This is a genomic window from Streptomyces sp. NBC_01508, assembly GCF_045040315.1.
Lineage (GTDB): Bacteria > Actinomycetota > Actinomycetes > Streptomycetales > Streptomycetaceae > Streptomyces.
The window spans coordinates 2,876,077-2,897,714 of the sequence record NZ_CP109419.1 but is presented as its reverse complement, the minus strand read 5'-3'; the positions used below and the strand labels follow the sequence as shown (position 1 = coordinate 2,897,714).

Genomic DNA, 21,638 nt, shown 5'->3' with positions numbered 1-21,638 from the left:
GAGGGAGCCCCGGGCCCGGTGCGCCGGGGCCCGGCCCGCCGTGGGCCAGGATGGGGGCATGGCCAACCGACTCGCGCATGCCACGTCCCCCTATCTCCTCCAGCACGCGGACAACCCCGTCGACTGGTGGCCCTGGGAGCCCGACGCCTTCGAGGAGGCCCGGCGGCGGGACGTGCCCGTCTTTCTGAGCGTGGGGTACAGCGCCTGTCACTGGTGCCATGTACTCGCCCACGAGAGCTTCGAGGACGAGGCGACGGCGGCGTACATGAACGAGCACTTCGTGAACATCAAGGTGGACCGCGAGGAGCGGCCCGACGTCGACGCCGTCTACATGGAGGCGGTGCAGGCGGCGACGGGTCAGGGCGGGTGGCCGATGTCGGTCTTCCTCAACGCGGCGGGGGAGCCGTTCTACTTCGGTACGTACTTCCCGCCCGTGCCCCGGCACGGCATGCCGTCCTTCCGGCAGGTCCTCGAAGGTGTCAACTCCGCCTGGACCGACCGGCGTGAGGAGGTCGGCGAGGTCGCCGGCCGGATCGTGGGAGAGCTGGCCGGGCGCTCCCTCGCGCACGGGGGCCACGGCACACCCGGCGAGGAGGAGCTGGCCCAGGCGCTGCTCGCGCTGACGCGGGACTACGACGAGAAGCACGGCGGGTTCGGCGGGGCGCCCAAGTTCCCGGCGAGCATGGTGGTGGAGTTCCTGCTGCGCCACCACGCCCGTACGGGGGCCGAGGGCGCGCTCCAGATGGCGTCCGACACGTGTGAGGCGATGGCGCGCGGGGGGATCTACGACCAGCTCGGCGGCGGGTTCGCCCGCTACTCGGTGGACCGGGAGTGGGTCGTCCCGCACTTCGAGAAGATGCTCTACGACAACGCGTTGCTGTGCCGTACGTACGCGCGGCTGTGGCGTACCACCGGATCGGATCTGGCGCGGCGGGTGGCGCTGGAGACCGCCGACTTCATGGTGCGTGAACTGCGCACCGCCGAGGGCGGGTTCGCCTCCGCGCTGGACGCGGACAGCGACGACGGACATGGAAAGCATGTCGAGGGCGCGTACTACGCGTGGACCCCCGAGCAGCTCACGGACGCGCTGGGTGAGGCCGACGGCGAGTTCGCCGCCCGGTACTACGGCGTGAGTGACGAAGGCACCTTCGAGGAGGGTGCCTCCGTCCTCCAACTCCCGCAGGGCGAAGGCGTGGTGGACGCGGCGCGCGTCGATTCCGTACGCGGGCGGCTCCTCGCGGCCCGCGACACCCGGCCCCGCCCGGAGCGGGACGACAAGGTCGTCGCCGCCTGGAACGGGCTCGCGATCGCCGCGCTCGCCGAGACCGGCGCGTACTTCGAACGGCCGGATCTCGTCGAACGCGCGACCGAGGCCGCCGATCTGCTCGTGCGGGTGCACATGGACGAGACGGCGCGCCTGGCCCGTACGTCCAAGGACGGCCGCGTCGGCGCCAACGCCGGTGTGCTGGAGGACTACGGCGATGTCGCCGAGGGCTTCCTGACGCTGGCCGGGGTGACCGGCGAGGGTGTGTGGCTGGACTTCGCCGGGTTCCTCCTCGACACCGTCCTCGACCAGTTCACCGGCGAGGGCGGGGCGCTGTACGACACGGCGCACGACGCCGAGCCGCTGATCCGCAGGCCGCAGGACCCGACCGACAACGCCACGCCGTCCGGCTGGACCTCCGCCGCCGGAGCCCTCCTCTCGTACTCCGCCCACACCGGCTCGGAGGCCCACCGCACGGCCGCCGAGGGCGCTCTCGGCGTCGTCAAGGCGCTCGGACCGCGTGCGCCGCGCTTCATCGGCTGGGGCCTCGCCGTCGCCGAGGCGCTGCTCGACGGGCCGCGCGAGGTCGCCGTGGTGGGGCCGCGCGGCGACGCGGCGACCGCCGCGCTGCACCGTACGGCGCTGCTGGGGACGGCGCCGGGCGCCGTCGTCGCGGTCGGCGAGCCGGCGGGTGACCAGGAGGCGTCGGGTGAAGACCAACAGGCTTCCGGTGGAGGGGAGTTCCCGCTGCTGGCCGGTCGGCCGCCGGTCGGCGGGCGGGCGGCGGCCTACGTCTGCCGGGGCTTCGTCTGCTCGGCGCCCACGACCGAAGTGGACGTACTGAAGGAGCAGTTGACCGTACGGGTGTAGCAACGGCCGCCCCCATAGGCACAGTTCGGGCTCTCTGTGAAGCATGCAAAATCGGACGTATTCATGGAGTTCATCGAATTGAGCCCACTGTCGTCACACTTCCCCCTTATCTTCATCACGAAGGACGCACGCAGTAATTACGCATGGGGGGCATGCGTACAGGGTGAAACCGGGGGGACCGGCGGCCAGGGGGGCCTTGCCGCGGTTCACCCTTGGCCGAGGGGGGCCATGTGGTCACGTCCGTACTCGTCGCTGCCATTTCGCTGGCGCTGTTCTGGATGGCGGCGTTCACGTTGTGGTGGCAGATGCATGCCTGGCGTACGCCGGAGACGCTGGCGGCGACACGATTCGACCCGCCTGACGGGGGGCCGGCGCGCTCGTTCTCGCTGCTCCTGCCCGCCCGTCACGAACAGGCGGTTCTTGAGCACACGATCGAGCGGCTGCTGTGCTCCAGCCACACCCGATTCGAGATCATCGTCATCGTCGGGCACGACGACCCCGGGACCGCGGCGGTCGCCGAGCGGGCGGCGGCCCGCGATCCCGGCCAGGTCCGGGTCGTCGTCGACACCCACCTGTCGAAGAACAAGCCCAAGGCGCTGAACACGGCGCTGCCGCACTGCACCGGCGAGGTGGTCGGGGTCTTCGACGCCGAGGACCAGGTCCACCCGGAACTGCTCACCCATGTCGACCACGCCTTCCGCTCCACCGGCGCCGACGTCGTCCAGGGCGGCGTCCAGCTGATCAACTTCCACTCCAGCTGGTACAGCCTGCGCAACTGCCTGGAGTATTTCTTCTGGTTCCGCAGCCGGCTGCACCTGCACGCCCAGAAGGGCTTCATCCCGCTCGGCGGCAACACCGTCTTCGTCCGCACCGACGTCCTGCGCGCCGCCGGCGGCTGGGACCCGGACTGCCTCGCCGAGGACTGCGATCTGGGCGTACGGCTGTCCAGCGCCGGCAAGAAGGTCGTCGTCGCGTACGACTCCGACATGGTCACCCGTGAGGAGACGCCCGACTCGCTGGTGTCGCTGCTGAAACAGCGCACCCGCTGGAACCAGGGCTTCCTGCAGGTCTACCGGAAGAACGACTGGCGCCAACTGGCCACACGCGGACAGCGGTTGCTCGCCCGCTACACACTGATGACCCCCTTCTTCCAGGCGATATCTGGCGTCGTCATCCCGCTCAACGTGGCCGTCGCGCTCTTCCTCGACGTGCCCGTCGGGGTCGCCTTCATCACCTTCCTGCCGGCCGTCACCGCGCTGATCACGTTCGTGTTCGAGCTGGTCGGGCTGCACGACTTCGGCAAGCAGTACGGACTCAAGGTCCGGCTCACGCACTACCTCAAGCTCGTCGCCGGCGGCCCCTTCTACCAGGTGCTCCTCGCCGGCGCGGCCGTCCGCGCCGTGTGGCGCGAGCAACGGGGCCGCCGTGACTGGGAGTTGACCAGCCATGTGGGCGCGCATCTCACCCGACAGGCCCCAGAGGCCCGAGAGACCCGAGAGGACATCCACGCGTGACCTCGACCCTCCCCGTGGAGGCGACGGAACCGGCCACCGGCCGGACCACCGACATCGCCCCCGCGAAGATCGGTCCTGCCCCGAGACCTGTCGCACCCGTCGCCGACGACGTCCAACGGCGCTTCGACAACGGGCACTTCGACAGAAGGCCGTTGGACAAGCAGCGCTTCGACAAACGACGGGTGCTGATCCGGCCCGTCGTCCGCTTCCGCTCCTCGCGCGCCGATCTGGTCCTCTGCGCGGCCCTGCTCCTGGTGATCATGGCCGTCCAGGGCTGGAACATCCAGCACTACCCGACCCTCAGCGACGACGAGGGCACCTATCTCGCCCAGGCGTGGGCCGTCCAGCAGGGCGACGGACTCGCCCACTACACCTACTGGTACGACCACCCGCCGCTCGGCTGGATCCAGATAGCCGCGCTGACCTGGCTGCCCTCGCTCGTCGCGCCCGAATCGATGACCGTCGGCACCATGCGCTTCGCGATGCTGCTGGTCAGCGCGGCAAGCGCCGTACTGCTCTACATACTGGCCAGGCGCCTGTGGCTGCCGCGCTGGGCCGCCGCACTCGCGATGGGGCTCTTCGGGCTCTCGCCGCTCTCGGTCGTACTGCAACGGGAGATCTTCCTCGACAACATCGCCGTCATGTGGATGCTCCTCGCCTTCTGCCTGGCGGCGTCGCCCAACCGGCATCTGTGGCACCACTTCGCCGCCGGACTCGCCTCCGCCGTCGGGGTACTGACCAAAGAGACGATGCTGATCGTGCTGCCCGCCGTGCTGGTCACGATGTGGCGCCACGGGCACCCCGACACCCGTAAGTTCGCGGTCACCGGAGCCATCACCGCCTGCGCGGTCATCGGCCTCTCGTACCCCCTCTTCGCCCTGCTCAAGGGCGAGTTGCTGCCCGGCGAGGGACATGTGTCGCTGTGGGACGGCGTCACGTACCAGATGGGCAGGCCCGGCTCCGGCTTCATCCTCGACCCCGAATCCGGCTCGCACGGCGTGCTCCGGTCGTGGCTCTACTACGACCGGGTGCTGCTGTTCGGCGGGATGGCCGGCGCGCTGTGGCTGCTCCTCACCCTCCGCTGGTCCGTCACCGCGCGGGCACTCGCCGGACCCGCGCTCGCCGTCGCGATCCTGACCGCCATGGCGCTGCGCCCCTCCGGCTACCTCCCGGCGATGTACGTCATCCAGGGGCTGCCGTTCCTGGCCCTGATGCTGGCGGGCGGCGCGGCCAGTGTCGCGCACGCGCTGCTGCGCCGAGCGCGCCGGCCGGACGAACCACGGGGGCTGACCGCCGTACGGTGGACGGCCGTCGCCGCGCTGGCCGTGGCCTGCGCCGCGTATGTCGCGCCCCGCTGGTACGACGGCAACCGCACCGCCCTGACCGCCGACGCCAACGCCCCCTACCGGGCCGCCGCCTCATGGATGGCCACCGAGGTGCCCGACCCGGCCGGCACCCGGGTCCTCGTGGACGACGCGATGTGGCTGGACCTGGTGCACGCCGGATACCGGCCGGGGCTCGGCGCCATCTGGTTCTACAAGGCCGACCTCGACCCCGCCGTGACGAAGACGCTGCCCGGCGGCTGGCGCGACATCGACTACGTCGTGGCGTCCCCGACCGTCCGGCGCGACGCCGTCGACCTGCCGCGCGTGCGCGACGCACTCAACCATTCGAAGGCCGTGGCCGTCTTCGGGGACGGTGCGGACCGCATCGAGATCCGGCGGATCGTGAACGTGGTGGGCGAACGATGAGCATTCTCCCTGTCCCTCCCCGGGGGTCCGGTGAACTGGGCGATCCGGCCCTGGAGTCGGCGCTGGAGTCGACCGCGGTGGCCGAGCCCGGCGCCGTCACCGTCATCATCCCGACCTTCAACGAGGCGGCGAACGTAGGGGAGTTACTGCGGCGGCTGACCCGGTCCGTACCGTCCAGACTGCCGTGCGAGATCCTCTTCGTGGACGACTCGACGGACGGCACCCCGCAGGCGATCGCCGAGGCCGCGCGGGACTGCCCGTTCCCCGTCGCCGTCATCCACCGGGACGAACCGGTCGGCGGCCTCGGCGGCGCGGTCGTCGAGGGACTGCGCGCCGCGGGCTCCGAATGGATCGTCGTCATGGACGCCGACCTGCAGCATCCGCCGTCCCTGGTACCGGAGTTGGTCGCCGCCGGCGAGCGGTCGACCGCCGACCTCGTGGTCGCCAGCCGGTACGTCCATGGCGGCAGCCGGGCCGGACTCGCCGGCGGCTACCGCGTCGCCGTCTCCCGCGCCGCCACCTGGCTGGCCAAGGGCCTGTTCCCACGCCGGCTGCGCGGCGTCAGCGACCCGATGAGCGGCTTCTTCGCGATCCGGCGCGGCGCGGTCACGGCGGACACGGACACGCTGCGCCCGCTGGGCTACAAGATCCTGCTGGAACTGGCCGTACGGTGCCGGCCGCGGCGGGTCGCGGAGGTGCCGTTCGTCTTCGGTGACCGGTACGCGGGCGAGTCCAAGTCGACGGCCAGGGAGGGGATGCGGTTCCTGCGGCATCTGGTCGAGCTGCGTACGGCGTCGCCACTGGCCCGGATGGTGGCCTTCGGGCTGATCGGGCTCACCGGCTTCGTACCGAACCTGCTCGCGCTGTACGGGCTGACAGGCGCCGGGATGCACTATCTGCCGGCCGAGATCGTCGCCAACCAGTTCGGGGTGGCGTGGAACTTCGTCCTCATCGAGCTGCTGCTGTTCCGCGGCCGGCGGTCCCACCGGCACTGGGCGGACCGGGTGGGGCGCTTCGCGCTGCTCGCCAACGCCGATCTGCTGCTGCGGATACCACTGATCGCCCTGTTCGTCGCGGAGTTCGGGATGGCGGTCATGCCCGCGACGGTGCTGGCGCTGCTCGCGACGTTCGTGCTGCGGTTCGCGGGGACGGAGACCCTGGTGTATCTGCCGAAGCGGGGGTGGGGGCGGTCACGCCCGAAGGCCCGTCCGGCGCATCCGGATCTCCCCGCCCGCGACGGGAGAAGCGTCCGATGACCTCCTTCCGCAGGCCCCCGGCGCGGGGCAGCCGCCGTACCGCGCTGCTCGCCGTCACCGCCATGACCGCCGGGCTGCTGCTGAGCTTCAGCGTCCAGCAGCCCGCCACCGCCGGTCCCAACCTCGTCAAGAACCCCGGCTTCGAGAGCCCCGGCGGGGGCGGCGGCGCCGCGCTGCCGGACTGCTGGTCGCCGTCAGGATGGGGCGACAACGACTTCACCTTCGCCACCGTCCCCGACGCGCACAGCGGCACGAACGCGCTCAGGGTCGAGCTGACCCGGCGCGTCGACGGCGACCGCAAGGCGCTGGTCACCGAGTCGGCGGCGTGCGCGCCCGCCGTTCAGGAGGCGAAGCAGTACGACCTCTCCCTCTGGTACAAGTCGACGACACCGGACACGGCGATCACGCTCTTCCGGCACGACACGACGGCCGGCTGGCAGTACTGGACCGACCTCAAGACCCTTGATCTGAGCGCCGGTTACCAGCGCGCGGAGGTCCGCACCCCCGTCGTACCGCCCGGCACCGACCGGATCAGCTGGGGCGTCTCCGTCTTCGGCACCGGCAGCGTCACCACGGACGACTACGGCATGGAGGAGGTCACCGTCCCCGCGCCCGACCCCGACTGCACGGGCACGGCCGCCGACTGCGCGGACGGCCGCTGGGAGGTGCTTCAGACGGAGAATCCGGTGCGTTCGATGCACTCGGTGGTCCTCAACAACGGCAAGGTGCTGCTGATCGCCGGTTCCGGCAACGACCCGGAGAAGTTCGAGGCCGGGACCTTCACCTCGGCGGTGTACGACCCCGAGGCCGGGACGTACAAGACGATCCCCACCCCCGTCGACATGTTCTGCTCCGGGCACGTCCAACTGTCCGACGGCCGCGTGCTGGTGATGAGCGGCAACAAGGGCTATCCCTCGGCGGACGGCACCGTCGGCTACCAGGGCTACAAGGACTCGTACATCTTCGACCCGGCAACTGAGGCCTACAGCAGGACGAATGACATGAACGACGGGCACTGGTACCCGTCCGCCACGATCATGGGCAACGGCGACGTGCTGTCCTTCGGCGGGCTGCGCGAGGACTCGACCGGCTCGGTGACGGCCGACCGGTGGTCGGCCGCCGAGGAGAAGTGGCTGCCGCAGTGGCAGGTCAACCAGACCTGGTCGTACTGGGGTCTGTACCCCGCGATGGTGCTGATGCAGGACGGCCGGCTCTTCTACACCGGCAGCCACACCTTCGGCAACGGCACACCCGGCACCGGCTCCTCGATCTACGACTACGACGCCAACACCATCACGGACGTGCCCGGTCTGCGGAACAAGGACGAGCGCGACCAGTCGGTGAGCGTGCTGCTGCCGCCCGCCCAGGACCAGAAGGTGCTGACCATCGGCGGCGGGAACATCGACTCCAACCCGGAGGCGAACCGGCTCACCGACATCATCGACCTGAAGGAGCCGAACCCGGCGTACCACGCCGGACCGCCGCTGCCGCAGGGCACCGTCGACATGGGTGCCCCCGGCGGGCCGCAGCCGCAGACCGGCGACCAGGGCAAGATGTACGGCTCCGCGGTGCTGCTGCCGGACGGCAAGGTGCTGGAGACGGGCGGCGGACTGCACAACCGGGCCAACCCGGTCTTCTCGACGTCGGTCTTCGACCCGGTGACGGAGACGTACGACACGGTGGCCACCGACCCGGAGCCGCGCGGCTACCACTCGTCGGCGTTCCTGCTCCCGGACGGCCGGGTGATGACGACGGGCGACAACCCGGGCAACAACTCCTGGAACCACCAGGTGTCGCTCTACACACCGCCGTATCTCTTCAAGGGGCCCCGCCCGGAGATCACTTCGCTGATCGACCCGGAGTGGAACTACGGCGACACGCAGCGGATCACCGTCGACCGGCCCATCACCAAGGCCGAGTTGATCCGGCCGGCGGCCGTGACGCACTCCTCGGACCCCAACCAGCGGTTCGTGGACCTGCCGTTGACGGTCGACGGGAACGGACTCACCGTCGACCTGAATGTGACGGGCAACCCGAACATCGCGCCGCCGGGCTGGTACATGCTCTTCGCGGTCGACGCGAACGGGGTCCCGTCGGTGGCCGAGTGGGTGAGACTGGGCGGCCCCGCGGCACTGGCGGACGCACCCGCGCACGGTCAAGTGCACGACTTCGCGGGCGAGTTGGCGAAGCCGGCCAAGAAGCCCGCGAAGAAGCGGAGTTCGGCGCCGGTGAGCCCGCAGATCTCGGGCTGCGACCGGCACTACGGCTCGGGGAACGTCTGCGTCCCCACGGTCTTCCCCGAGACGGTGAAGGCGACGAAGAAGAAGACGGTGACCGCGGCCCGCTGCGACTGGCTCGCCGCGAACGGCTACGGCCCGCTGAAGGTCAACGGCCAGGACGACCCACTGCGGCTGGACCCGGACGGCGACGGGCGGGCGTGCGCCTGAGGAGCCCGTACCGCTCCACCAACTGCCGGGCGGCGGCAGGCCGGGTCACTGAGCCCTACTCGCTCAGCCCCACAACTCCCCAGCCCCGCCCGGCGGTTTCGGAAAGGACGCGGCCCCACTGGCCCAGCAGGTCGGCGAACTCGTCGAAGTCGGCGACCCAGCCCTGGGAATCGGCGGCGTGCTCGTCGAACGCCTCGCGCAACCCGCCGATGCGGGGCCGCACCCGTTCCCACGTCGTGGCCAGTTCCCGCACGCTGTCCGGCGACCTCGCGAGCAGCACGCCGTACGAGACGGCGGGGTCATCGTGGAAGAAGCCCGCGTCCACGTGCCCCGCCTCACCGTCCAGCCCTCCCCAGACCAGCCCGACCAGCAAGGTGTCCAACTCGGCCCGCGTGAGCGGGTCGGCGTGCTCGCGTACGGACTCCCACCGCTTCCCGGCCCAGAAGTGCGGCTTGTACGAACCGAGGGTGCCCCGGAATTCGTAAACGGCGAAGAAGGCCCCGCCGGGCCCCCGCGGCCACTCCCAGTCGCCCTCGACAACCGGCGCGTCGTGATCCCACAGCCCCGTCTCGTCGGCGTACCACGCACGCCTCAGCCGCGACAGCCGCTCGCCCGGGGGAACCTCACCCAGCCATGACCAGTCGGCGGCCAGCACATTGATGTCCAGCCCCATACGGGCGAGCGTACAGATCCCCCGATTCGCCGCCCCGGCCAGGCGGGACTTTCGAAATACGGCTTAGTACTGCAACGGTCACGCCGTTGCAGTACTAGAGGGCCAGGCCGCCCTTGAGCGTGTCCAGCGCGCGGTCGACGAGCGCGACCAGATCGTCCCTCTGGCCGTGCTCGGCCCAGTAGATCGTCACCTCGCGCAGCGCCGCCATCACGGACGCGGTGAAGACCCGCACCTCCAGGTCGCTCTCCGCGCGCCCCGTGCGGTCCGCGACCGCGCGGGTCAGCAGGAGGGAGGTCTCCGCCATCGTCTCGGTCATCCTGGCCCGTACGGCGGGGATCTCCAGCATCAGCCTGCTGCGCTGGGACATCTCCTCGGGCTGGTCGGCCAGGATCGCCTCGACGGCCTGCCGCAGCACCGCGCGCAGCGACTCCAGCGGCGTCTCGTCGGCGGGGCGGGCGCGGACGGCCGCCTCCATGACGGGGTCGAACTCGTCGGTGAGGACGATGTCTTCCTTCGTCGGGAAGTAGCGGAAGACGGTGGAGGGGGAGACCTCGGCCGCCGCCGCGATCTGCTCGATCGTGGTCGCCTCGTAGCCCTGTTCGGCGATGAGCCCGTACGTCGCCTCGCGGATCGCGACGCGGGTCTTGAGCTTCTTGCGTTCGCGCAGGCCCGGACGGGACTGCCGCGCGTCGTCGGGAGGGCGAGGTGTGGAGGCGGCCATGCCGTTCATTGTCGGGCATCCGCCGGTACGGTCACCACGCCGTCGCCCCCACCGGTCTGCTCGGTCCCGGGTTCCGTGCGAGCGCGCCGGTCCGGCTGCGGCACCGCGACGAGCAGCGCCGCGACGAGCAGCGCCGCCAGGAGTGCCGGTCCCGGGAGTACCGGTCTCATCAGGAGTGCTGGTACGCCACCAGCGAGATCCCGACGTAGTGCACGACGAACGCGGCGAGGGTCAGCGAGTGGAAGACCTCGTGGAAACCGAACCAGCGCGGTGACGGGTTGGGGCGCTTGAGTCCGTAGATCACGCCGCCCGCGCTGTAGAGCAGCCCGCCGACGATGATCAGGACAAGGACGACCATCCCGCCCGTGCGCATGAAGTCGGGCAGGAAGAAGACCGCGGCCCAGCCCATCGCGATGTAGCAGGGGGTGTAGAGCCAGCGCGGCGCGCCGACCCAGAAGACCCGGAACGCGATGCCCGCCGCCGCCGCGATCCAGACCGCCCAGAGCAGCGTCCGGCCGGTGGAGTCGGGGAGCAGCAGCATGGTCAGCGGGGTGTAGGTGCCCGCGATGATCAGGAAGATGTTGGCGTGGTCGAGCCGGCGCAGTACGGCTTCGCCCCGAGGTCCCCAATTGCCGCGGTGGTAGACGCCGCTGACGCCGAAGAGCAGACAGGCCGTGGCGACGTAGATCGCGCAGGCCACCCGCGCCTTGGTGGAGTCGGCCAGCGCGATCAGCACGATTCCCGAGATGACGACGGCCGGGAACATCCCCATGTGCAGCCAGCCGCGCATCATCGGCTTGGCCGGGATCGGCAGCTGGATCCCGGTCGGTCCCCCTTCGGGTGGTCGGGGGTTCGCGAGCGAGTCGGACGCGGGAGAAGTCATGCGCTCATGCTACCTACGGGACCGTAGGTTCCGGATGGGTGCCGTCGGCCCACCACTCCGCGGACCGAGAGTGGTGATGCTCACGTGGGCGGCCCTCTGGACAGATGGGCGCGGGAGTCGGATGATCAAATGAGTGCGGTCGGCACCGGATGAGCGGTATCGAAGCGTCCGGGTCGCAGCCCCCACGGGGCATTTACACCTACAAACCCTCATCAAGGAGTAACCGTGGCGCGCGACGCAGGGCTTTCCAGCGGAGACCCCCTCAATCCGGAACCCGTGGCTCCCACCGCCCCGACCGGCCACCAGGAGCTGTCCTCCTGGGTCGACGAGATCGCGGCTCTGACCCAGCCGGACCGGGTGGTCTGGTGCGACGGCTCGGAAGCCGAGTACGAGCGCCTGTGCGAAGAGCTGGTGGCGAAGGGCACGTTCATCAAGCTCGACCCGATCAAGCGCCCCAACTCGTACTACGCGGCCTCCGACCCCACCGACGTGGCGCGCGTCGAGGACCGCACCTTCATCTGCTCCGAGAAGGAGTCGGACGCCGGCCCCACGAACAAGTGGAAGGCCCCGGCCGAGATGCGTGACATCTTCACCGGCGACCAGGGCGTCTTCCGCGGCTCGATGCGCGGCCGGACCATGTACGTCGTCCCGTTCTGCATGGGCCCGGTCGGCTCGCCGCTCTCCGCGATCGGCGTCGAGATCACCGACTCCGCGTATGTCGCGGTCTCCATGCGCACGATGACGCGCATGGGGCAGCACGTCCTCGACGAACTCGGCGACGACGGCTTCTTCGTCAAGGCCGTCCACACGCTTGGCGCGCCGCTCGCGGCCGGCGAGGCCGACGTGCCGTGGCCGTGCAACTCCACCAAGTACATCTCGCACTTCCCCGAGGACCGGGAGATCTGGTCGTACGGCTCCGGCTACGGCGGCAACGCGCTGCTGGGCAAGAAGTGTTACGCGCTGCGCATCGCCTCCGTCATGGCGCGCGACGAGGGCTGGCTCGCCGAGCACATGCTGATCCTCAAGCTGACGCCGCCGCGCGGCGAGGCCGAGGCCCCGACGTATCTCGCCGCGGCCTTCCCTTCGGCCTGCGGCAAGACCAACCTCGCGATGCTGGAGCCCACCATCTCCGGCTGGACAGTCGAGACGATCGGCGACGACATCGCGTGGATGCGGTTCGGCGAGGACGGACGGCTGTACGCGATCAACCCGGAGGCGGGCTTCTTCGGCGTCGCGCCCGGCACCGGTATGCACACCAACGCCAATGCCATGAAGACGATGTGGGGCAACTCCGTCTTCACGAACGTCGCGCTCACCGACGACGGCGACGTGTGGTGGGAGGGCATGACCGAGGAGCCGCCCGCGCACCTCACGGACTGGAAGGGCAACGACTGGACCCCGCAGTCCGGCACCCCGGCCGCCCACCCCAACGCCCGCTTCACCGTGCCCGCCGGCCAGTGCCCGATCATCGCGCCCGAGTGGGAGGACCCCAAGGGCGTCCCGATCTCGGCGATTCTCTTCGGCGGGCGGCGCGCCTCCGCCGTACCGCTGGTGACGGAGTCGTTCAACTGGCAGCACGGCGTCTTCCTCGGCGCGAACGTCGCCTCCGAGAAGACCGCCGCAGCCGAGGGCAAGGTGGGCGAGCTGCGCCGCGACCCCTTCGCGATGCTGCCGTTCTGCGGCTACAACATGGGTGACTACATGGCCCATTGGGTCAAGATCGGCGCCACGGCGGTGGCTCGGGGTGAGGAGTCCAAGCTCCCGAAGATCTACTACGTCAACTGGTTCCGCAAGAACGACGCGGGCAAGTTCGTCTGGCCCGGCTTCGGCGAGAACGGCCGCGTACTGAAGTGGATCGTGGAGCGCCTGGAGGGCAAGGGCGACGGCGTCGATTCCCCGATCGGCATCCTCCCGGCCAGGGGCGCCCTGGACACGGCCGGCCTCGACCTCTCGGACGCGGACCTGGACTTCCTGCTCACGGTCGACAAGGAGGTCTGGCGCGAGGAGGCGTCCCTGATCCCCGACCACCTGAACACCTTCGGCACGCACACGCCGCCGGAACTGTGGGAGGAATACGAGGCGTTGGTGACCCGCCTGTCTTCCTGACCGCCGCCCTCCGCACCCCTGCCCACCCTCTGACCACTCTCCGAGAACGGCCCCTGGAGCCCATCCCTCACGGCTCCGGGGGCCTCGGTGCGTACCCGAAGTGCTGACGTCCGCCGGCCGCGGGGTGGCTCGTACGACGATCGGAGCGCGCTGTCACCCCGCTGCACGGCGCAACCACACGGATGGGTGACTGCGCTCCGTACAGGTACCGGGTCAAGATCGAATACATGAATTCCTCCTTGATCCGCCGCGCGTGTGCCGCGGCCGTGGTGCTGGCGACGACGATGGCTCCCGCGGTGGCGGCCCAGTCGGACGACACCGCCGTACGGTCCGACACCGCCGCGCGGTCCGCCGCCGGGGCGCAGGCGCGGCTGCTGGGCGAGAAGATCGTTCCGCGCAAACTCTCCTTTCGGAACACGACAGTTGGCGGACTGTCCGGCATCGACCGCAATCCGTGCACCGGCGAGTACGTCTTGATCAGCGACGACCGCTCGGTCCTCCAGCCCGCCCGCTTCTACACCGCCGCGATCAAGGTGGACGGCGCCGGGGTGCACTCCGTCGACTTCACCGGCACCCACCCCTTCCTCCAGCCGGACGGCTCGGTCTACCCACCGGCGAGCGCGGGTGACGGCAAGGTCGTGGACCCGGAAGAGGTACGGGTGGACCCGCGGAGCTGCCGGTACTGGTGGGCACAGGAGGGCGACCGGCCGAACTCCGCGAGCAGCCCGGTGATCCAGCCCTCGATCCAGTTCGCCAACCGCTCCGGTGCCTACCGCGGCGAACTGCCCCTGCCGGCCAACTACCGCGTGAGCATGGAGGATCGGGGCCCCCGGCGGAACAAGGCGATCGAAGCGATCACGTTCGGGGACAAGGACCGCGTGCTGACCAGCGCGGTCGAGGGCCCGCTGCTCCAGGACGGCCCGGAGCCCGACCTGGAACGCGGCGCGCTGATCCGCGTCACCCAGCAGAGCCGGAAGGGCTCCGTGCTGGGGCAGTTCGCGTACCCCCTGGAGAAGATCTTCACCGCGCCCGACCCGTCCAGCCCGTGGCCCCCGGACACCGGCGTACCCTCGATCCTCGCCTTCCCCGAGGACCCCAGCCGCTACCTCGTGCTCGAACGCACCTGGGTGGCGGGCGCCGGATACAAGATCCGCGTGTACGACGCCACCACGCGCGGCGCGACCCAGGTGCGGAACATGGACTCCCTGGCCGGCCAGAAGGTCGTCCCGATGCGCAAGAAACTGGTCGCGGACTTCCACGACCTGGGCCTGTCCACGGTGGACAACACCGAGGGCATGACCTGGGGCCCGACCCTGCCGGGCGGCGAACGAACGCTGCTCCTGGTCAGCGACGACAACTTCGCCGACGACGGGGTCACCCAGGTGGTCGCGCTCGGCATCCGCGGGTAACCGGTTACGGCACCTCCTGCGAACGGGCCGCGGATTCGCTCTGCGGCCCGTTCGGCCCGTTCGGCCCGTGCGCCGCACTGGTGAGAACGCCGCTCGGCGACCGCCCCGTAGGCCACCTGGGCGGTCGCCTTCGGCCCGCACCTGGCCGGTGGCCGGTCGATCCACGGCTTCTGCCGGGCTACGCGGGCGCTTTCCCGACTGCCAGCAAGTGGGAGCTGGCGGCGAGAAGTTCGGGGTAGGGCTCGGCCATCCGCGCCGCCGTCAGAACGGACTCGAAGAGATCTTCACTCGGGTCCGGGCCGGCGTGCTGCTCCACCGCCTTGAGGATGGACCACGCCGGTCCCTCGATCCCGAACACCGCCACGTCCACCAGGCCGGCGTCGCGCAATTCGTCGGCGAGTTCTTCGGCGCGGTGGAAGTAGGCCAGGGTGAAGCCGCGCTTGCCGTCGTGGACAGCGGTGTGGAGGATCGAGGAGATCGCCGTCTGCATCCGCTCGGTGTGCAGATGTGCGAAGGCGGTGTGCTCGAAGAGCGAGGAGTACCTGTTGATCGCCCCGGCGGCCACGAGTCCGCCGGGCCGCACCACCCGCCGCGCTTCGGAGAGGGCCTGACGCCGGTCGGCCGCGTCGGGGAGATGGTAGAGCGGCCCCAGCACCTGCACCACGTCGTAGCTGGCATCCGTAGCCTCCAGTGCGCGAGCGTCGCCGAGCGATGCGGGGCAGACTTTGGCCGCTTGTTCGACATGCCGGGCGACCGGATCAATCAGGTCGACGTGATACCCGTCATCGACCAGCCACCGAGCATGGACGCCTGTGCCACCTCCTACATCCAGCACGTGGGCGGGCGCCGGTGGGAGGAAGCGGCGTAGGAGTTCCCGAGTTCGCAGCAGTTCGAGCCGTCCGTCGGCTGACATGCTCAGCCGGGCACCCTCGTCGATGACCTGGGAGTAGAAGTGCTCGATCTCTGGTGCGAGTTCTGGCGTCGGCATGTACTTCAGTATCATCTGCACCGGTGGACCAGTCCAGCACAGTGGACGACAAGGGGAGCGATGGCGCTGCTGAAGTACGAGGAGATCGCGGAATCCCTGCGCAGCCGAATCGCGTCAGGGGAGTTCGAGTCCGGCGAGACCCTGCCGTCCGGGCGTGATCTCGCGGAGCAATGGTCGGTTTCACGAGCCACTGCCGTCAAGGCTATGGACGTCCTGCGGAGCGATGGCCTTGTGGAGGCCAGGCAGGGTACGGGATTTGTCGTTGCCGAGACCCCCGTTGCGCGAGCTGCGGGTGCCCGCCGGGCCGGATCGACGCGCGTGACCGGTGGCATGCCGTTCCTGCGCGTGGGTGAGCCCGACTGGGTCGCGCCGCCGGCACACGTGGCTACAGCGCTCGGAATGGACGCCGGGGTGAAGGCCCTGCGCCGGGTGCGCGTGTTGCAACTGCCGGACGGCAGCCCTCATAGCTATATGCAGGCGTGGTTCCCGCCCGACGTGGCTGAGCCGTCTCCGCGGCTGACTCAGACGGCCCCGATCGCGGAAGGAACGACGCGGTACGTGCGTCGGCAGACCGGCCGGTTCCCCGTGGAGGGGGTGGATGTGATCACGGTGCGCCTGGCGGTGGAGGAAGAGGTCTCACACCTTGCGCTCCCGGAACCGACCGCGGTGGCTGTAGTCCTGCACACGGCCTACGACAAGGAACGGCGCCCGCTCGTCTGCGAGGAAGGTGTCACGCCGGGTGCACTCTACGAACACGCGGAGACGTACACGATGTAGCGGCATCAAACAGGAGAACTGGGCCGGTGGACCGGCCCAGATTTTTTGTGCCCAAGGCAGCCCTCTAGCTGGGCAAATGCAATGACCCCGCTCTGAAGCGGAATCCGTGGCACTTGACTGGACCGGTCCACCGGTCCACAGTCATTCGCGTAGTGCTTGTTCTCCCTCACGCACAGTGCCGGTGGGTCGTTCACTGAGACGCGGCTGCCTGTACCTGACCCCCCACCAACCCGAGGCCCTGATGAATGTGACCGCCACCGCTCGCCCCACACCCACCGGTCATCCCGGCTACACCCAGACCCTGCCGTGCACAGCGCGAAGCGCCGGCCAGGCCCGATCGCTCGTCCGCACCGCACTGGGGGCCTGGGGCCCGGAACACCTCGCCGACACCGGGGCTCTGGTCGTGACGGAACTCGTGTCCAACTCCGTTACACACACGCGTACTTACTCGATTCGTGTGACCGTCTCGCGGCCCAGCGAGACATTCGTGCGTATCGCGGTGGCGGACAACTCGATGACGATCCCGATGCTTCGGACGACGACCGGCGACCACGAAGAGACCGGGCGAGGGCTCGCGATCATCGACGCGCTGACCTGGCGGTGGGGCACGGACTTTCTCCCTGGGGGAAACGGGTCTGGGGCGACCTGAGGTGCGAGGCCGGCGAATGACCGAGGCGAAGTCCTGGGTGGGCGACCACGTACGCGACGAAGTCTCGGGTCGGCTGGCGATCCTCACCGACGTCCGCCGAGGCGACTACGTACTGCGGCCGGTGCAGGGTCCCGGTGAGTGGATCGCCGAGGATCCCACCCGGCTCCGGTTCATCGCGCCAGCGACCCTGCCGCAGCGTACACCCGAAAAGAGGGGATCGGACAGCGCCGCCGAAATGGACGCCCTCATTGGCGCGGGTGCCTTCTGGCGCCTGGCGCCCGAGTGGGTCCCGCGCGACGGATACGCGACGCCGAGCCCCGCTGTACTACGGGAACTGGAGGCCGGGTTGAAGCGGCAGGCGCAGGTCCCCGTGAGCGAGGTACCCGCGGAATCCCGTGGGACTGCCGAACAGGCCAAGGAGGAAGAATGACGCAGACACCCGCACCGTGGGGCACGCGGCGAATGGGGCCGTACGCGGCCATCACCACGGTCCCGCTGTACACGCCCATCATTGACCCCGAAACGCAGATCGCGGTGATCGTGGACGAGTCCGGTCGGACGGTCGAACTGGGCAGTCACGGCACCAGCACCAGCGGCCTGACGCCCACCATGACCACCCCCGGTGGCGGGTCCGGTCCGGGCGGTGCGGCAGTGGCAGGCCGCCGGCGAACCCCACCAGGAGGGCTTCGGTATCACGGTCTCGGCCGCCGGTCAGCGAGTGTGGCTCGGCACCGAGGACGGGCCCGGCTGGAACCTGCCGATCTGATCGTCAGTGGGCGGTGGTCAACGGCTGCGAGGAGCGGAGCGCCGCCGTGTGGGCGTCCATCCGTTCCGCCGCGAGGATCGCCGCCACCGTGTCGGCGCGTGACGCGGCGACCACCAGCGCCCGGCCCGCCAGGGCGAGCGCGCGCCGGTGCAGGGCGGTGGGGGAGTCGGTGGTGGGTGCGGTGGTGCGGACCGGCGGGGTGCCGCGCAGGCGGGTCACCTGCTGGGCGACCAGGGTGGCCGCGCGGCCGAGTCCGAGGTCGTCGGTGACGGCCAGCAGTGCCGCGAGGTGGCCGGCGAGCTGGATGTCCAGCTCCTCCTCACGGGTGCGGTGCGGGAAGTCGGTGTCCGTGCCGGCCATCGAGTGGACCGACTTGGTGCGGATCGGCTCGTACATGGGGATGGTCTCCTGGCGTCGTCAGGAGACCATCTTACATTGGAATCAGTCTAAAGTTGAGTCGAGTCGAGCCACTGGTTCTACGGCTGCGAGTAGCCGTCCAGGAAGTTCCCGATCCGCGTCACCGCGTCCGCCAGCTCCTGCGCCGCCGGGAGCGTCACGATCCGGAAGTGGTCCGGCTCCGGCCAGTTGAAGCCCGTCCCGTGCACGACCATGATCTTCTCGCGCTGGAGCAGGTCGAGGACCATCTGCCGGTCGTCCTTGATCTTGAAGACCTTCGGATCGAGCCGGGGGAAGAGGTAGAGCGCGCCCTTCGGTTTGACGCAGGTGACGCCCGGGATCTGGGTGAGCAGGTCGTACGCCGTGTCCCGCTGCTCCAGGATGCGCCCGCCCGGCAGGACGAGATCCTGGATCGACTGCCGGCCGCCCAGCGCCGTCGCCACCGCGTGCTGCGAGGGCATGTTGGCGCACAGCCGCATGTTGGCCAGGATCGTCAGGCCCTCGATGTAGGAGGTCGCGTGCTTCTTCGGGCCGCAGACCGCCAGCCAGCCGGAGCGGAAGCCGGCGACGCGGTAGTTCTTCGACAGGCCGTTGAAGGTGAGGGTCAGCAGGTCGGGGGCGATGGCGGCGGTCGGGGTGTGGGTCGCGCCGTCGTACAGGATCCGGTCGTAGATCTCGTCCGAGCAGACGATCAGGCCGTGCCTGCGGGCGATCTCCGTGAGCCCGAGCAGCATCTCGTCGCTGTAGACCGCGCCGGTCGGGTTGTTCGGGTTGATGATCACGATCGCCTTGGTGCGGTCGGTGATCCTGCGCTCGACGTCGGCCAGGTCCGGCATCCACTCCGCCTGCTCGTCGCACCGGTAGTGCACGGCGGTGCCGCCGGCCAGCGAGACGGAGGCGGTCCACAGCGGATAGTCCGGCGCCGGTACGAGGACTTCGTCGCCGTCGTCGAGCAGCGCCTGCATCGACATCTGGATCAGCTCGGACACGCCGTTGCCGAGGTAGATGTCCTCGACGTCCAGCTCGATGTTCTTGGTCTGGTAGTGCTGCATCACCGCGCGCCGCGCGGACAGCAGACCCTTCGCGTCGCCGTAGCCGTGCGCGTCGCCGAGATTGCGCAGGACGTCCTCAAGGATCTCGGGCGGGCACTCGAAGCCGAAGGCCGCCGGGTTTCCGGTGTTGAGCTTGAGGATGCGGTGGCCTGCTGCCTCCAGCCGCATCGCCTCGTCGAGGACGGGACCCCGGATCTCGTAACAGACATTGGCGAGCTTGGTTGACTGGATGACCTGCATGACGGCGAGCTTACGGCCGGGTTTCGCGAGGTGCCTGGTGTTTTTGCCCACCTCGGTCCGCACTGTGAGACGGGGCGGGGCGTGGACGCCCGGCGGGGCCCGCGTTTTGTTGAGGCAGTCTTCACCGGAGATCCCCAGGAAGTTCACCCGGTGAGCGGAGGTTCACACAACGCTGGGCGCTCATGAAGAAGCGGAGCACACTCCTCGCCCTGGCCACCGTCACCGTGCTGGCCGCCACGACCGCACTGCTCCCGTCCGCCCTGGCCACCGGCTCGCACGGGAAGCCGGGCGGCGACCGATCGGGCCGCGGCGGCACGCTCGACCTCACCCTCCTCGGCCGCTACGAGAGCGGCAGGTACGACGAGGGCGGCGCGGAGATCACCGCGTACGACTCCCGGACCCGCCGGGTCTTCACGGTCAACGCGCAGGCCGGCACCGTCGACATCCTCGACATCCGCGACCCCGCCGAGCCCCGCGGGACCGGGCAGCTCGCCACCCCCGGCGCCAACAGCGTCAGCGTCCACGACGGTCTGGTCGCCGTCGCCCAGCAGGCCGGGACCAAGACGGACCGGGGCACGGTCGCGTTCTTCCGCGCCTCCGACGGACACAAGCTGGAAGAGGTACGGGTCGGCGCCCTGCCCGACATGGTGACGTTCACCCCCAAGGGTGACCGCGTCGTCGTCGCGAACGAGGGCGAGCCCGACTCGTACTGCCCGCCGGGCGGCACCGCGCCCGCCGGTACCGACCCGGTCGGCTCCGTCGGCGTCATCGATCTGGACCGGGGGCGCGGCGGGGAGCTTCGGCGCGCCACCGCGCGCACCGCCGGTTTCGGGAAGTGGGACGGCAAGAAGGAGGAGCTGACCCGGGAGGGTGTACTGATCTACGGCCCGAACGCCTCCGTCAGCCAGGACATCGAGCCCGAGTACGTGGCGGTGTCCCAGGACGGCCGCACCGCCTGGGTCACCCTCCAGGAGAACAACGCGCTCGCGCTCGTCGACCTGCGCCGCGCCGAGGTCCACAAGATCGTCCCGCTCGGCGAGAAGGACCACTCCGAGCCCGGCAACGGCCTGGACGCCTCCGACAAGGACGGCGGCGTCAACATCCGTACCTGGCCGGTCGAGGGCCTCTACAAGCCCGACGCCATCCAGGCCTTCACCGCACGCGGCGGCTCGGGCGGTGGCTCGGGCGGCGCCGAGTACACCGTCAGCGCCAACGAGGGCGACGCCCGCGACTGGGGCTGCTTCGCCGAGGAGGTGCGGGTCAAGGACGTCGAGCTGAACCCGAAGGCGTTCCCGGACGCCGCCGCGCTCCAGAAGGACGACGCGCTCGGCCGTCTCAACATCACCAGCACCTCACCGCGCGACAGCCGGGGCCGGGTCACCGAGCTGAACTCGCTGGGCGGTCGTTCGGTCTCCGTACGCGACGCGCGGGGCCGGCTCGTCTGGGACTCCGGCGACGGCCTGGAGCAACTGACGGCGAAGGCGTTCCCGAGGAACTTCAACACCGACCACGCCGTGAACGCCCCCGACAGCCGCAGCGACAACAAGGGCCCCGAGCCGGAGGGCATCACCACGGGAACGGTGCGCGGTACGACGTACGCCTTCGTCGGTCTGGAGCGGCCCGGTGGCATCGCGGCGTACGACCTGAGCGACCCGCGCCACCCGAAGGCCGCCGGATACGTCAACTCCCGTGATTTCGCGGGCGATCCGCAAGCCGGTACGGCGGGGGACCTGGGACCGGAGGGCGTGCTGTTCGTCGCGGCGAAGGACAGCCCGACCGGTGACGCGCTGCTGGTGGTCGGCAACGAGGTGAGCGGGACGACGGCGATCTACCGGGTCGGTAGTGCGTAGATCGGTAGCGCGTAGATCGGTACCGC

Annotated in this window: 19 protein-coding genes and 1 pseudogene; 13 read left to right on the top strand and 7 right to left on the bottom strand. The window is 70.0% G+C overall.

Annotated features, from left to right (window positions below):
• Positions 1 to 58 precede the first annotated feature (58 nt).
• The 5 genes from OG700_RS13070 (at position 59) to OG700_RS13050 (ending at position 9,102) form a co-directional block, all read left to right on the top strand.
• A complete protein-coding gene (locus OG700_RS13070) occupies positions 59 to 2,134 on the top strand; it encodes a thioredoxin domain-containing protein (protein WP_405613048.1) in 2,076 nt (691 codons plus the stop codon).
• A gap of 230 nt (positions 2,135 to 2,364) precedes the next feature.
• On the top strand, positions 2,365 to 3,648 hold the full coding sequence (locus OG700_RS13065) for a glycosyltransferase (RefSeq protein WP_405613046.1): 1,284 nt from the start codon (positions 2,365 to 2,367) through the stop codon (positions 3,646 to 3,648).
• Between the two features lie 152 nt (positions 3,649 to 3,800).
• Positions 3,801 to 5,399 (top strand): ArnT family glycosyltransferase, encoded by a 1,599-nt coding sequence (locus OG700_RS13060; RefSeq protein ID WP_405621662.1) that lies wholly within the window; start codon positions 3,801 to 3,803, stop codon positions 5,397 to 5,399.
• Complete coding sequence (locus tag OG700_RS13055; protein ID WP_405613044.1) at positions 5,396 to 6,655, top strand: glycosyltransferase; 1,260 nt, start codon at positions 5,396 to 5,398, stop codon at positions 6,653 to 6,655. The genes OG700_RS13060 and OG700_RS13055 overlap by 4 nt, the downstream gene beginning before the upstream one ends.
• Positions 6,656 to 6,717: 62 nt before the next feature.
• Positions 6,718 to 9,102, top strand: a complete 2,385-nt coding sequence (locus OG700_RS13050) for a galactose oxidase-like domain-containing protein (protein ID WP_405621659.1) — start codon at positions 6,718 to 6,720, stop codon at positions 9,100 to 9,102.
• 55 nt (positions 9,103 to 9,157) lie between these two features.
• Here the strand turns inward: OG700_RS13050 and OG700_RS13045 are convergent, their stop codons facing one another.
• From OG700_RS13045 to OG700_RS13030, 4 genes are all read right to left on the bottom strand, one after another.
• Positions 9,158 to 9,775: a hypothetical protein gene (locus OG700_RS13045; protein ID WP_405613042.1), complete on the bottom strand. Its 618-nt coding sequence runs from the start codon at positions 9,773 to 9,775 to the stop codon at positions 9,158 to 9,160.
• Between the two features lie 94 nt (positions 9,776 to 9,869).
• Positions 9,870 to 10,496 carry a TetR/AcrR family transcriptional regulator gene (locus OG700_RS13040; RefSeq protein ID WP_405613040.1) on the bottom strand — a complete coding sequence of 209 codons (627 nt, stop codon included), beginning with the start codon at positions 10,494 to 10,496 and terminating at the stop codon, positions 9,870 to 9,872.
• A 5-nt stretch (positions 10,497 to 10,501) separates the two neighbouring features.
• Complete coding sequence (locus OG700_RS13035) at positions 10,502 to 10,666, bottom strand: hypothetical protein (protein WP_405613038.1); 165 nt, start codon at positions 10,664 to 10,666, stop codon at positions 10,502 to 10,504.
• A complete protein-coding gene (locus OG700_RS13030) occupies positions 10,666 to 11,289 on the bottom strand; it encodes a hemolysin III family protein (RefSeq protein WP_405621657.1) in 624 nt (207 codons plus the stop codon). The genes OG700_RS13035 and OG700_RS13030 overlap by 1 nt, the downstream gene beginning before the upstream one ends.
• 366 nt (positions 11,290 to 11,655) lie before the next feature.
• Between OG700_RS13030 and OG700_RS13025 the strand changes: the two genes are divergently transcribed.
• On the top strand, positions 11,656 to 13,485 hold the full coding sequence (locus OG700_RS13025; protein WP_405621654.1) for a phosphoenolpyruvate carboxykinase (GTP): 1,830 nt from the start codon (positions 11,656 to 11,658) through the stop codon (positions 13,483 to 13,485).
• A 227-nt stretch (positions 13,486 to 13,712) separates the two neighbouring features.
• Complete coding sequence (locus OG700_RS13020) at positions 13,713 to 14,894, top strand: esterase-like activity of phytase family protein (protein WP_405613036.1); 1,182 nt, start codon at positions 13,713 to 13,715, stop codon at positions 14,892 to 14,894.
• Between the two features lie 178 nt (positions 14,895 to 15,072).
• Here OG700_RS13020 and OG700_RS13015 read toward each other — a convergent pair whose 3' ends face one another.
• Positions 15,073 to 15,882 carry a class I SAM-dependent methyltransferase gene (locus OG700_RS13015; protein ID WP_405613034.1) on the bottom strand — a complete coding sequence of 270 codons (810 nt, stop codon included), beginning with the start codon at positions 15,880 to 15,882 and terminating at the stop codon, positions 15,073 to 15,075.
• Positions 15,883 to 15,942: 60 nt separating this feature from the next.
• Between OG700_RS13015 and OG700_RS13010 the strand changes: the two genes are divergently transcribed.
• From OG700_RS13010 to OG700_RS12990, 5 genes and pseudogenes are all read left to right on the top strand, one after another.
• On the top strand, positions 15,943 to 16,659 hold the full coding sequence (locus OG700_RS13010) for a GntR family transcriptional regulator (protein ID WP_405613032.1): 717 nt from the start codon (positions 15,943 to 15,945) through the stop codon (positions 16,657 to 16,659).
• A 241-nt stretch (positions 16,660 to 16,900) separates the two neighbouring features.
• The gene (locus OG700_RS13005; RefSeq protein ID WP_405613030.1) at positions 16,901 to 17,308 is read left to right on the top strand and encodes an ATP-binding protein; all 408 of its coding nucleotides are present in this window, start codon (positions 16,901 to 16,903) and stop codon (positions 17,306 to 17,308) included.
• A 16-nt stretch (positions 17,309 to 17,324) separates the two neighbouring features.
• Positions 17,325 to 17,738 carry a hypothetical protein gene (locus tag OG700_RS13000; RefSeq protein ID WP_405613028.1) on the top strand — a complete coding sequence of 138 codons (414 nt, stop codon included), beginning with the start codon at positions 17,325 to 17,327 and terminating at the stop codon, positions 17,736 to 17,738.
• Positions 17,735 to 17,890 (top strand): annotated as a pseudogene (tgmA, locus tag OG700_RS12995) (putative ATP-grasp-modified RiPP); the annotation flags it as partial. The gene OG700_RS13000 and the pseudogene tgmA, both read left to right, overlap by 4 nt.
• A gap of 61 nt (positions 17,891 to 17,951) precedes the next feature.
• Positions 17,952 to 18,074, top strand: coding sequence for a hypothetical protein (locus OG700_RS12990; RefSeq protein WP_405613026.1), 123 nt, complete (start codon positions 17,952 to 17,954; stop codon positions 18,072 to 18,074).
• Positions 18,075 to 18,077: 3 nt separating this feature from the next.
• On the opposite strand, the gene OG700_RS12985 is transcribed toward OG700_RS12990, so the two are convergent.
• Positions 18,078 to 18,470: a hypothetical protein gene (locus OG700_RS12985; RefSeq protein ID WP_405613024.1), complete on the bottom strand. Its 393-nt coding sequence runs from the start codon at positions 18,468 to 18,470 to the stop codon at positions 18,078 to 18,080.
• Positions 18,471 to 18,550: 80 nt separating this feature from the next.
• A complete protein-coding gene (locus tag OG700_RS12980) occupies positions 18,551 to 19,762 on the bottom strand; it encodes a pyridoxal phosphate-dependent aminotransferase (RefSeq protein ID WP_405613022.1) in 1,212 nt (403 codons plus the stop codon).
• A 182-nt stretch (positions 19,763 to 19,944) separates the two neighbouring features.
• Here OG700_RS12980 and OG700_RS12975 point away from each other — a divergent pair, with 182 nt between their 5' ends.
• On the top strand, positions 19,945 to 21,612 hold the full coding sequence (locus OG700_RS12975; protein WP_405613020.1) for a choice-of-anchor I family protein: 1,668 nt from the start codon (positions 19,945 to 19,947) through the stop codon (positions 21,610 to 21,612).
• Positions 21,613 to 21,638: the final 26 nt, after the last annotated feature.